At 70.7% G+C, this 11932-nt stretch carries 13 protein-coding genes; 9 read left to right on the forward strand and 4 right to left on the reverse strand.

What is annotated here, in order from left to right; translation table 11 throughout:
- Nucleotides 1-19: 19 nt before the first annotated feature.
- The 5 genes from AC4D2E_RS10190 (at nt 20) to AC4D2E_RS10210 (ending at nt 5875) form a co-directional block, all read left to right on the forward strand.
- Entirely contained in the window at nt 20-1120 is a 1101-nt protein-coding gene (locus AC4D2E_RS10190; RefSeq protein ID WP_490952519.1) for an acyl-CoA dehydrogenase, read from the forward strand.
- Nucleotides 1114-2484, forward strand: a complete 1371-nt coding sequence (locus AC4D2E_RS10195) for a PIG-L family deacetylase (RefSeq protein WP_490910878.1) — start codon at nt 1114-1116, stop codon at nt 2482-2484. The genes AC4D2E_RS10190 and AC4D2E_RS10195 overlap by 7 nt, the downstream gene beginning before the upstream one ends.
- A complete protein-coding gene (locus AC4D2E_RS10200; protein WP_490910879.1) occupies nt 2481-3167 on the forward strand; it encodes a glycosyltransferase in 687 nt (228 codons plus the stop codon). Before AC4D2E_RS10195 ends, AC4D2E_RS10200 begins: the two co-directional genes overlap by 4 nt.
- A 117-nt stretch (nt 3168-3284) precedes the next feature.
- Nucleotides 3285-4511 carry a helix-turn-helix domain-containing protein gene (locus AC4D2E_RS10205; protein WP_490910880.1) on the forward strand — a complete coding sequence of 409 codons (1227 nt, stop codon included), beginning with the start codon at nt 3285-3287 and terminating at the stop codon, nt 4509-4511.
- Nucleotides 4512-4696: 185 nt separating this feature from the next.
- Complete coding sequence (locus tag AC4D2E_RS10210; RefSeq protein WP_490952520.1) at nt 4697-5875, forward strand: ScyD/ScyE family protein; 1179 nt, start codon at nt 4697-4699, stop codon at nt 5873-5875.
- A gap of 64 nt (nt 5876-5939) precedes the next feature.
- Here AC4D2E_RS10210 and AC4D2E_RS10215 read toward each other — a convergent pair whose 3' ends face one another.
- The 4 genes from AC4D2E_RS10215 to AC4D2E_RS10230 form a co-directional block, all read right to left on the reverse strand.
- Nucleotides 5940-6695 carry a hypothetical protein gene (locus tag AC4D2E_RS10215; RefSeq protein WP_490952521.1) on the reverse strand — a complete coding sequence of 252 codons (756 nt, stop codon included), beginning with the start codon at nt 6693-6695 and terminating at the stop codon, nt 5940-5942.
- Nucleotides 6692-7216: a DUF421 domain-containing protein gene (locus tag AC4D2E_RS10220; RefSeq protein WP_490952522.1), complete on the reverse strand. Its 525-nt coding sequence runs from the start codon at nt 7214-7216 to the stop codon at nt 6692-6694. Before AC4D2E_RS10220 ends, AC4D2E_RS10215 begins: the two co-directional genes overlap by 4 nt.
- 9 nt (nt 7217-7225) lie before the next feature.
- Entirely contained in the window at nt 7226-7633 is a 408-nt protein-coding gene (locus AC4D2E_RS10225; protein ID WP_490952523.1) for a four-helix bundle copper-binding protein, read from the reverse strand.
- Nucleotides 7634-7696: 63 nt separating this feature from the next.
- Nucleotides 7697-8155, reverse strand: a complete 459-nt coding sequence (locus tag AC4D2E_RS10230) for a PGPGW domain-containing protein (RefSeq protein WP_490952712.1) — start codon at nt 8153-8155, stop codon at nt 7697-7699.
- Nucleotides 8156-8422: 267 nt separating this feature from the next.
- Between AC4D2E_RS10230 and AC4D2E_RS10235 the strand changes: the two genes are divergently transcribed.
- The 4 genes from AC4D2E_RS10235 (at nt 8423) to AC4D2E_RS10250 (ending at nt 11860) form a co-directional block, all read left to right on the forward strand.
- Complete coding sequence (locus AC4D2E_RS10235) at nt 8423-8683, forward strand: GlsB/YeaQ/YmgE family stress response membrane protein (protein WP_104168545.1); 261 nt, start codon at nt 8423-8425, stop codon at nt 8681-8683.
- Between the two features lie 166 nt (nt 8684-8849).
- Nucleotides 8850-10043, forward strand: coding sequence for a LolA family protein (locus AC4D2E_RS10240; protein WP_490952524.1), 1194 nt, complete (start codon nt 8850-8852; stop codon nt 10041-10043).
- Between the two features lie 46 nt (nt 10044-10089).
- Nucleotides 10090-11037 (forward strand): ABC transporter ATP-binding protein, encoded by a 948-nt coding sequence (locus tag AC4D2E_RS10245; protein ID WP_490952525.1) that lies wholly within the window; start codon nt 10090-10092, stop codon nt 11035-11037.
- The gene (locus AC4D2E_RS10250; RefSeq protein ID WP_490952526.1) at nt 10946-11860 is read left to right on the forward strand and encodes an ABC transporter permease; all 915 of its coding nucleotides are present in this window, start codon (nt 10946-10948) and stop codon (nt 11858-11860) included. The genes AC4D2E_RS10245 and AC4D2E_RS10250 overlap by 92 nt, the downstream gene beginning before the upstream one ends.
- Nucleotides 11861-11932: the final 72 nt, after the last annotated feature.

Raw genomic sequence — 11932 nt, forward strand, 5'->3', positions numbered from 1 at the left:
ATCTCAGTAGACTTCGAACATGCTGCGCCCCGACGATCGATCCCCGACGCTCCCCTCCCCGGACCGCGCCGAGCGCCAGCACCCCGGAGACCACCCGCTGGACGTCCTCGTCGACCGGGTCGATGCTGCACGGGGCTCCCTCCCGCGCACGCTGGCGCTCGCCGGAGAACTGGGCGCCGCGGTGCCCCTGCCGGGATCGGGCAGGACGGCCCTGACCTGGCAGCTCCTCACTACACTCGCCGCCGCGGATCTCACGGTGGCGCGCGTCGTCGAACCCCACCTCGACGCCCTGGCGATCCTCGACCAGGCCGGGATGGGCACTCCCGCCGGACCTGCCGGCCTGCCCGACGGCGCCGGGACGTGGGGCGTGTTCGCCGCGGAGGGGCCCGGCGTCGCACTCACGGCGTCGGAGGGGCCGGACGGCACCTGGACCCTCACGGGCGTCAAGCCCTGGTGCTCCCTCGCCGACCACCTCGACTCCGCGATCGTCACCGCCCACGTGCGTGAGGGGAAGCGCCGGGCCTTCGCCGTGGATCTTCGCGCCGACGGCGTCACGCCGGAGCCCGCCGACGCCTGGGTCAGCCATGGCCTGGCCGCGGTGACCAGCTGCTCGGTGCGCTTCGACGCCGCCGCGGCCGTGCCGGTCGGGAACGCCGACTGGTACCTCGACCGCGACGGCTTCGCGTGGGGCGGGATCGGGGTCGCGGCCTGCTGGTTCGGGGGTGCCCTCGGCATCGCCCGCACCCTCCTCGCCGCGTCCCGGCACCGCACCCCCGACCAGATCGCCCTCATGCACCTCGGGCGGGTGGATGCCGCCCTCCACGGGACGCGGACGGCACTCGCCGCCGCGGCGGACGCCGTCGACGACGGACGCGCGGGCGGACAGGACGGCGCACTGCTCGCGGCCCGCGTGCGCTCCCTGGCCTTCGACTGCGCGGAACTGGTGCTCGAGGCGGCGGCCCACGGGCTCGGCCCGGCGCCCCTGGCCTTCGACGAGCGCCACGCCACCCGCGTCGCCGACCTCCACCTCTACCTGCGGCAGCACCATGCACAGCGTGACGACGCCTCCCTCGGGCGGCGCGTTCTCGAGGGATCGCAGCAGGGCGGTGCGGCATGGTGAGCTTCACGCACGACGGCGAGGGGACGCCGGAGAGCCACTGGCGCACCTGGGAGCAGGACCGCGAACCGGGCGGCGATCTCCAGGTCGAGGAGCTCTTCGACGGGCGGCTGCCCTCCCGGTTCATCCTCCTGGCCGCACACCCCGACGACGAGACGCTCGGAGCCGGCGGCCTGCTCTCCCGGCTCGCGCGCGACGGCGTGCGGTGCGACGTCGTCGTCCTCAGTGACGGCGAGGCGTCCCACCCGTCCTCCCCCACCCACTCACCGCAGCAGCTCGCGGAGCTGCGGCGCGGCGAGGTGACCAACGCCCTGCAGGTCCTGGCGCCGGCCGCCCGGCTGACCTTCGAGGGCCTGCCCGACGGCGGGATCACGCCGGAGGACGTCGCGGCGGTCCTGACCCGCGAGCTCGGCGACGGCGAGGCCTCCCGCACCCTGGTGGCCGCCCCGTGGCGCCACGACGGACACGCCGACCACGACGCCGCGGGCGCCGGCGCGGCGCAGTTCTGCAGCGACCGCGCCATCGCGCTACTCGAGTACCCCATCTGGCTCTGGCACTGGGGAACGGCCGAAGAGCACGCGAAGGAGCTCGCCGACCTGTCGCTGCACCACCTCGGCGCCGACGAGCGCACCCGTAAGGGCTCCGCCCTCGCCACCCACGTCACCCAGACCCTGCCCCTGTCCGACGCTCCGGGCGATGAGGTCCTGCTGACGCCCGGCGTCCTCGAGCACTTCAGCCGCAGCTTCGAGTCCTTCTTCGTCAGCGGCGTGCCGTCCGCCTTCGAACGCCTGCACCGCGACCGGGCGGATCCCTGGGAGGTCGCCGAGCGGTTCTACGAGCAGCGCAAGCGCGCCCTGACCATCGCCAGCCTGCCGCGGCGCCGGTTCTGCCGGACCCTGGAGATCGGCTCGTCCGTCGGAGCACTCACGAAGGACCTCGCTGCGGTGTCGGACAACCTGCTGGCGCTCGACACCAGCGAGACGGCGGTGCGCCGGACCAACGAGGCGGTCATCATGCATGCCGCCGCCGGCGCGAGGCTCGCCACCGTCCCGCGGGACTGGCCGCGCGAGGACGGGCCCTTCGACCTGATCGTGCTCTCGGAGACCGGCTACTTCCTGTCCTCGGACCAGCTCGACGACGTCATCCGGCTCATCGGTGAATCGCTCGACGACGACGGCGTGCTGGTCCTCTGCCACTGGCGCCACCCCATCGAGGGCTGGGAACTGGACGGGGACACCGTCCACCAGCGCGTCCGGGACCTGTCGGGCCTTCCCACGCTCTCCCTGCACACCGAGGAGGACTTCCTCCTCGAGGTCTTCGTCCCGGCGCCTGCCGCCTCCGTCGCCCGACGCGAGGGCCTGGTGTGATCCCGGGCCAGGTGGCCGTCGTCGTCCCCGCCCGCAACGAGGAGGAACGGCTCGCCGCGTGCCTCGCCTCGCTCGACGCCGCGCGGCTGCACCTCCTCCGCACCGTCCCGCGGATCCTCGTGTCCGTGACCGTGGTCCTCGACCGCTGCACGGACCGGTCCGCGGCCGAAGCACGCACGGTACCGGGCATCTCCGTCATCTCGGGCAGCTTCGGCTCCGTCGGTGCGGCCCGTGACGCAGGCGTCAGGTTTGCGCTGGCGAAGTCCCGCAGCCTGCCCGTCGGCACCTGGATCGCGAACACCGATGCCGACACCACGGTGCCGCGGGACTGGCTCCTCCAGCACCACCGTCTCGGCAGCGACCACGATCTCGTCCTCGGAACGGTCCGGCCCACCCTGACCCCCGACAACGGCGAACGGCTGCGGCTGTGGTCCGCCGCCTACGTGCCCATCGACGGACATCACCACGTCCACGGCGCGAACCTGGGGATCAGGGGAAGCACCTACCTGGAGCTCGGCGGCTTCGGCCCATGGGAGCAAGACGAGGACGTCCGCCTCGTGGAGCGGGCCAAGGCGGCCGGCGCGCGGTGGGCCGCCTCCGGGGCACTGACCGTCTCGACGTCGTCGCGCACCGTCGGCCGGGTCCCGGCGGGCTTCTCCACCTACCTCGGTCGGCTCGGCTGAGGGAACCCGTCGGCGCTTTTCCTGATTGTCCACGGCATCTGTTAGACAAGGGGAGTCACGGACAGGGCCTTTGCATGGGGCGGGCCGCCGTGGCCGCGTTCTTGGGGGATGAACAACATGCGATTCGGAGACATGCTGCGCCAGGCGCGCACCGCTGCGGGACTGACGCAGGCGGAACTGGGAGACGGGGTCTACTCCACCCAGTTCGTCTCCCTGCTGGAGCGCGGGCTGCGCCAACCCACGCCGGACATGGTGCAGCATCTCGCCGCACGGCTCGGTATGGACGCCCGGACCCTGGGCTGGTGGGTGGAACAGCCGGCCGTCGATGACCAGCCGGGTCTCACCAGCGCCATGTTCGCTGCGAACTACGCGCGGGACATGCACGACAACGCGCTGGCAGCATCCGAGGCGGAACACGCCGCGAGCATTGCCCACGAGCAGCGGAACGCCCCGGCCTGGTGGGACATGTCCATGCTCCAGGCCCAATCGCTGATCGGCCTGCGCCGGCTCGACGAGGCAGAGAACGTCCTGCTGTCCATGGACCGGTCGTCGCTGATGGTCGCCACACCCGAACTGCGCTCGGTCGTCCAGGGGCGGCTGTCCACCATCGCGCGGAACGCGGGACGGCTCGCCGAAGCCCTCGAGCTCGCGCGCCGTTCGATGGAGCTCGCCGCCGGACTCCCGGACCATGCACCGGCCCGCCTGCAGGCGGCCTTCATCCTCATCGCCGCCCTCTCCGTCAAAGGGGAACTGGACGAGGCATGGGAGGTGGCGACGAGCCTGGACATCAGCGACGGAATGCTGACCGTGCCGTCACTCCTCGTCGCCCGAGGGGCCTGGGCGATCGGCAACGTCGCCTTCCGCCGTGGGGACCCGGAGGTCGGCGAGAAGTACTACGCGCTCGCGGGCGAGCTGCTGCTGCCGCAGGCGGACCTGCAGACCTGGACCGAGTTCCACTGCGCCAGCGCCGGCTACAAGCTGGTCCTGGGGTTCGTGGACGACTCGGTCCGGGCCTCGCTCGCCAACGCGGAGCTCGGGCTCCGGATCATCGGTACCGAGACCCAACGGCTGGAACTCCAGCTCGCGCAGGTCAGGCTCGCTCTCCTGACGGCGGACCTCGATACGGCGGAAGAGCTGCTGAAGCGCCTGATCGACCAGCGCGATCTGCTCGACTTCGAGTCCGAGACGGGGCTCGAGGAGAGCCTCGGCCTGTACTACGCGGCGCGCCGGTCCCCCAGGCAGGCCGCCCACCACCTGACCGCTGCGGCGCACCTGCACTCCGAGGCCGGTGCGGAAGAGAAAGCACGCGAACTCCTGGACCAGATCCGGACCCTCTCCGACTGACCGGCACCGCTCTTTAGGGTCGTGGGACGGTCGACACCCGTCCGGTGCGGTCCTACCATGGCAGGTGCGCGAATGCCCTTGGGCACCAGGGCCGCGCCCGTCGGAAAGCGGCCCAGCCGCCGCTTCTCGGTGCTGGGGCCGGTAACAGCGTCTCGTGATGAAACGCACCCCATAGGACATCCATCATGCAGGGTAAGAACACGCCCATCGTGGCGGCGGCACTCGCCGTCGCCCTCCTGTCCACTGCCGGCGCCGCCACGGCGTCCCCCACGGTGACCATCTCCGCGCACCGCGGCGGGACGGTGACGGCCGGCGACACGACCGAACTGGCCACCGGACTCGTCAGCCCGCTCCGCGTGGGCATCGGTCGCGACAACACCGCCTACGTCTCGCAGAACTTCGCGGGCAGACTCACCAGCGTGGACCGCAGCAGGACCGTCGCCACGGTGCTCGATCGTCCCGGCATCGAGATCGGCAGCGTGTCCATCACCAAGGGCGACGTGTACTACACCGAGAGCGCCGGCGGCCCGGGCAGTCCCGACCCGGTCGTCGCCAAGGTCAGCGTCCTCGAGGACGGCGAGCCGCGCGTGCTCGCGGACCTCGCCGCGCTCGAGACCGAGAACAATTACGACGCCGACAACGAGTACGGGTTCCAGGACCTCCCCGAGGAGTGCGCGGCCCAGCTCCCCCAGGACCTGCTCCCCTTCCTGCTCCCGCACGGAGGCGACGCCTACTCGCACCCCTACGCGACGGCGGCGTCCCACTCGGGACGTCACGTGTACGTCGCCGATGCCGGCGCCAACGTCATCTGGACCGTGGACACGCGGCGCGAGACGGTCGACGCGACCGTCCTCGAACCGGTGGCCACGCCGGTCACGCAGGAGCTCCTCACCTCACTCAAGGGACAGGGCATCGCGCTTCCCGATTGTGTCCTCGGCCTGACCTTCAACTCCGAACCCGTCCCCACCGACATCGAGTTCGGTCCCGACAGCCTGCTGTACCTGACGTCGCTGCCCGGGGTCCCGGAGGATCCGACGCTCGGGTCGGTGCGCAGCTTCGATCCCAGGTCGGGTGACGTCGAGCTCGTCATCTCCGGTCTGACCTCGCCCACCGGGCTGGCCTTCGACCGCCGCGGCAACCTGTTCGTGGCCGAGCTGTTCGCCGACAGGATCTCGGTCATCGCGGCGGGGACCGAGGAGGCAGTGCCCTTCCGTGAGGTCACCCGGCCCGCCGACGTCGAGGTGGACGGCAAGTACCTCTACGCGACCACCAACGCAGTAGCGGGCAACCCCGGACCCGAAACTCTCCCGACCCAGCCGCAGGGCACCCTCGAGCGGACCCGCCTGGACTACGGCAGGAGGTAGCCCCTGCACCGGGTCCCTCCACCGACGACGCGTCCCACCGGGGCGCGTCGTCGCGCGCCTCGGGTCATACCTCCCGGTCGGTGCCCACCTCGCCTGCACGAACGAAGGCACCATCGGCCGCCGGGGCAGGAACGGACGCGGCGGCTCTCGGCGCCGGATCGGCCCCGCGCAGGAAGTACGCTCCGAGCGACCCCGCGAGCGTCGCGAAGACGGCCACCGAGTACACCGCGAGCAGGACCTGCAGGATGCGCGCGAAGGAGGTCGTCGGGGTGAGGCCCGTCCCCGTGATCGTCGCCATCGCGGCCTCGAACAGGGCGTCCGCGTACGAGTCGTGCGTGCCGGTCGCGTAGAGCAGCTGGCTCGATGCCAGGACCACGACGGCGGTTACGGCCGCGAGCCAGCCGATACGGCTGGACAGCAGGCGACCCGCCGACCGTGAACCCCGGATGCCCGCGGAGACGATCCCTCCGAAGCGGGCGTAACGCGCGAGACGAACGAAGCGCAGCGCCTGCAGGGCACGGAAGAAGCGCAGGAACGGCACGAGGAGGAACACCACCTGCCACCAGTTCTTCGTCCAGAACGCCCTGCTGAACCCGGCGATGTAGGCGCGCAGGAGGAATTCGGCGACGAAGACGGACCAGAAGATCCATCCCACCACGGTGAAGGCCGTGATCACGCCGGCGCCCGTCGCCAGCAGCTGCCCCAGGACGACGAACAGGAAGATCACGCCGAGGACGCCCATCGGCCTGTCGAGTCTCGCGGCCGCTGCCTCCGCCCGCTCCAGCCCCGCGCGTTCACTGCGCGCCGTCGTCGCGCTCATCGCGCCCGTCCCGGGTAGCCGCTGACCCCCTCCAGGGCCGAACCGCTACCCCGCGTGCTGCCGGAAATCACGCTGAGCTTCCCGTTCGTCTCGAGCACCACGGCGGCAACGGAGGACAGGTCGCCCGAACCCGTGCCGCGCACCGCCTGGAACACTTCCGATTCCGTGAGCCGGTTCCGGCGCAACTCGTCCCTCTGCAGTTCCCCGTCCACGACCAGCGCGACGGGCTTCGCCGTCACCACGCCGCGGGCATTCGGCCACCGCGCCGAGACCCAAGCCACCACCCATTGGAGGCCCACGAGCAACGCCAGGGCAGCCAGGCCCTCGGCGTACGCGACGTCGGAGCTGAGCAGGATCGTCGCAAGCGTCGATCCGAGGGCCACGGTGATGATGAAGTCGAACGCGTTGAGCTGGCCCAGGGTCCGCTTGCCCGAGAGTCGGAGAACCCCCACGAGGGTGGCGTAGGAGACGGTACCCACGATGAGGACCCGGAGAACATCCGCCCAGGAGTCGAACCACATATGCGCCGCCTACGCCATCGACGAGAGCAGTGCGTCACACGCCTGCTCGCACCGTCGGCAGGCCTCTGCACACACTCGACAGTGCTCGTGCATCTCCGCGTGCTTGGCGCATTCGTCCCCGCACGCCTTGCAGGCGGCCCGGCAGGCTTCGAGAACGGTCCGGCTCAGGTTCGCGTCATAGCCGGTGTGACGGGAGAGGACGCGACCGGTGCTGTCGCAGACGTCGGCACAGTCGAGGTTCGTCCGGATGCACTTGCGCAGCTCGGCCACCATGTCCTCGGCGAGGCAGGCATCAGCACATGCCGTGCAGGTCTGGGCACATTCGAAGCATGCCTCGATGCATTCGACCAGCAGGTCGCGGTCGAACCCATCGCGTCCCCGGGGGTAGGTGTCGAGCATGGCGCCGACGTTCGTCATGGGATTCTCCTTGGATTGTTCGACAGGATCCGTGCCGGGCCGGACACCCTTTCGACAGTACGCTTAGTAGTTTGCGAGATTCCAGCGGTCATCCGAATCGATACGCTCCGGTGATCTTCGGTGTCCGGGCCGGAAGCGGCGGATGCTGTACACGATGAAGAGGGCCGCGAGCACACCGGACAGGGCGAGACCCGGACCCACGCTCCACCCGCCCGGGATCCACCACGTCGCGCTCAGGGGCCACCATCCCGGAGCCGGGGGCTGCATGCCCCACAGGACCCCGAGCAGGACGAGCCCGAGGGCCCCCGAGAAACTGAGGACGATGTTCCGCCTGGTCCTCACGCCCTGCGCGGCCGCCGCGAAGGCCTTCTCCTTGACCGGCCGGAGCCACCGCCGCGCCCAGTCGTACTGCTGGGCCAGGACGGCCAGGCCCGCGACGAGCGCCAGCAGGCCCGGCCCCGGAAGGACGAGCGCGGCGAGGCCGATCAGCACCAGCAGCCACCCGACCACGAGGCCGAGGATGCGACGGGCACCCTGGGGCCTGGTGCGCCCGGCGGAACTGGAGCCGTTCGACCTCCTCCGGTGGCCTTGTCGATGCCTAGGTCGATGCATCCGAATTATTCAGCAGGCTTCTCATTCCTCTATGATGGATACCGATCGACGCCGGGGGCAAGGACCACGGCCGCGTATGCCGGGCTTGCCACACCGCCCAGAGCATGGCCGGCAGGAGTCCCGACCGGCTGGACCCCATACTTCCCGCGCAGCGCGGACCTCAGAAGGAGACTCATCATGATCGGATTCATCATCGCCGGCCTCATCATCGGCGCACTCGCTCGACTCATCAAGCCCGGCAAGCAGAACCTCGGCCTGATCGCCACGCTTCTGCTCGGCATCGTCGGATCCCTCATCGGCGGCACCATCGCGAGCTTCCTCGGCACCGGACAGATCATGGAACTGAACGTGATCGGCTTCATCGTCTCGGTCATCGCAGCAGTACTCCTGATCGGCGTCGCCGAGAGCCTCTCGGGTCGCCGTCGCGTCACCCGCTGATCCATCCCGGCATGAACGAAGGGGCGGCCCCGGCCGCCCCTTCTTCGTGTCCGGCACGTGCCGCCACTTCCGCTCGTTCACCCAGTACCCGTGCCCACGGAACGTCCAGCTTGCGGGTGTAGCGTTAATGCCAGATGGGGCACAGATTCGTTCGGAAGGCTCAATCATGAACAAGAACTGGCGCTGGCTCCCCGCCGGCATCGTCCCGGTCGTCATCGTCACCGCCGCGGTCAGCGGGTCCGCCGTTGCCGAAGCCCAACCGCAGCTCCCTGCGAAGACCGCGCAGGAACTGCTCGAATTCGTGGCGACCAGCGCTGAGGACGCCTACTCCGGCACCGTCGAGCAGTCCTCGGACCTCGGCCTGCCCGACATCAGTATGGCCACCCCTCCGGGCGGCACCTCCAGTTCGGATCCCACCTCCACCGCGCTCGAACTCCTCACCGCCGACCACACCGCGCAGGTCTACGTCGACGGACCGGACCGGGCACGCGTCCAGGTGCTCGACCAGCTGGCCCAGCGCGACGTCGTCGTCAACCAGGACGACGTCTGGTTCTACGACTCCAGCGCCAACGAGGCCATGCACGCCGTCCTCCCCGACCGCGAATCGGCGAAGGCAGAGCTCGAGGCGAAACTGCAGGCGAAGGCCGCCGAATACCCCGAACTGCAGGACGTCCCCCGCACCCCCGCGGAGCTCGCCGAGGTGTTCCTCGCGACGATCGACCCGGCCACCGAGGTGACCGTCGACGGCACGAGTCGTGCCGCCGGTCGCAGCGCCTACGAACTGCGGCTCACCCCCGAGGACGCCACGACCCTGATCGGCTCCATCGCCGTCTCCGTCGACTCCGAGACCGGTGTCCCGCTCAGCGTCACCGTCCAGGCCAAGGGCCAGGAGGACGCCGCGTTCCAGGCCGGCTTCAGCGCCGTCGACTTCAGCACCCCCGACGCCGGCATCTTCGAGTTCACCCCGCCCGCCGACGCCACCGTCACCGAGGCACCCACGGTGGACGACGCCAGGGCCCGCATGGAGGCGAAGGACGAGCCCGTCGCGACAGACGAGCCCGTGGTCCTCGGCGAAGGCTGGAGCACCATCGTGGAACTGCCCGCCGGCACTGCCGCGAAGCTCGGGGTCGCCCCGGGCAGCGGCGAGGCAGCCGGGATGGGCGACATCATGGACATCAAGCCCGGCATGGACCCCGAGGAGGTCGCCGGAGCGCAGGCGATGCTGGACCAGGCCCTCACCGAGGTCGACGGCGGCAGCGCCCTGCAGACCTCCCTGGTCTCGGTGCTCGTCACCGACGACGGCCGCATCCTCGCGGGCGCCGTCGGCGTGGACCAGCTCGTCGCCGCAGCCCAGCGGTGATCGCCGAGGATCCAGCGGACCCCGCACTCCCGGTGCGGGTCCGCGGGTGAGCGCCGACGGGTTCGCGATCGAGACGCGAGGACTGACCAAGGAGTTCGGCCGCCAGAAAGCGGTGAACAGCGTGGACCTCGCCGTGCCCCGCGGCACCGTGTTCGGCTTCCTCGGCCCCAACGGGTCCGGGAAGACCACCACCATCCGTGTGCTCCTCGGCCTCGCCGCGGCATCCAGCGGCGAGATCCGGCTGCTCGACGGCGACATGCCGAAGGACGCGCGCGCCGTCCTGCCCCGCGTCGGAGCCCTCGTCGAAGGTCCCGCCATCTACCCGTTCCTCTCCGGACGCGCCAACCTGCAGCGGTTCGACGCCGCCGACCGCCACACCTCCCCCGCCACTCGCAACCGACGCGTGGACGCCGCCCTCGAGCGCGTGGGCCTCGGCCATGCGGCGAACAAGCGGGCGCACGCCTACTCGCTCGGCATGAAGCAGCGCCTCGGGATCGCCAACGCGCTGCTAGCCCCCCGGGACCTGCTGATCCTCGACGAACCCACCAACGGCCTCGACCCGCAGGGCACCCGCGAGGTCCGCAGCCTCATCCGGTCCCTGTCGGAGGACGGCACCACCATCTTCGTCTCCAGCCACCTGCTCGCCGAGGTGGAGCAGATGTGCACGATGATCGCCGTCATGAGCGCGGGGAGGCTCGTGGCCCAGGGCTCCCTCGACGAACTGCGGGACGGGGGCACGGTCCGGGTCCGCGTCACCACGCCGGACGTGTCCGATGCCCGCCGGGTCCTCACCGGCCTCGGCCTCCGCCCCGAACCCCACGGGCGCGACGACGTCGTCGCCGCCGAACTGGCGGTCCCCGGGCTCCTGCCCGAGGCCGTCAATGCCGCACTGGTCCATGCCGATGTGCGGGTCCGCGGCTTCGAGGCCAGCGGCGCCTCGCTCGAGGACCGCTTCGTCGCACTCACGGGAGAGGGGTTCGACGTTGCCGGCTGAACGGTCACTGGGCCTCTCGCTCGTCCTGTCGGAGATCACCGTCCTGTTCCGGCGACTCCGCACGTGGGCGATGATCGGCGCACTGGCGCTGATCCCCATCCTCATCGCCGTCGTCGTCCGGGTCTCCTCCGACGGCTCGGCCAGCGGACGCGGCCCGGCGTTCCTCGACAGCATCACCCAGAACGGTCTGTTCGTCTCGCTCACGGCGCTGACCGTGGCCATCCCGCTGTTCCTGCCGCTGACCATCGGCGTCGTCGCCGGAGACACGATCGCGGGTGAGGCCAACCTCGGTACCCTCCGGTACCTGCTCGTCGCCCCCGCGGGCCGCATCCGGCTGCTGCTCGTGAAGTACACCGGGGCGGCGCTCTTCTGCCTCGTGGCCACCCTGACGGTCGTGGTCACCGGCGCGATCATCGGGGCGCTGCTGTTCCCCGTGGGCCCGGTGACACTCCTGTCGGGGGACACCGTGGGCATCGTCGGCTACTTCGGCCGGCTGCTGCTGCTCGCGCTGTACGTGACGGTATCGCTCATGGGGCTCAGCGCCATCGGGCTGTTCATCTCCACGCTGACCACCATCCCGGTGGGCGCGATGGCCGCGACGGCCGCCCTGGCCGCCGTCGCGCAGATCCTCGGCGCGCTCCCCCAGCTCGAATGGCTGCACCCGTGGCTGTTCACCAACTACTGGCTGGGCTTCGCCGACTTCCTGCGGCAACCACTCGTGTGGAACAGCTTCCTCGACAACGCCCTGCTGCAGTTCGGCTACATCGCCGTGTTCGGGAGCCTCGCCTACGGGCGGTTCAGCACCAAGGACATCCTGAGCTGACGACGGATCCACCGAATGGCCCCGCCGACTTAGATTAGGCTACCCTTGCCTAGGAGGGCCGTGCTCTCCCCA

The organism is Arthrobacter sp. TJ-265 (genome assembly GCF_058269135.1).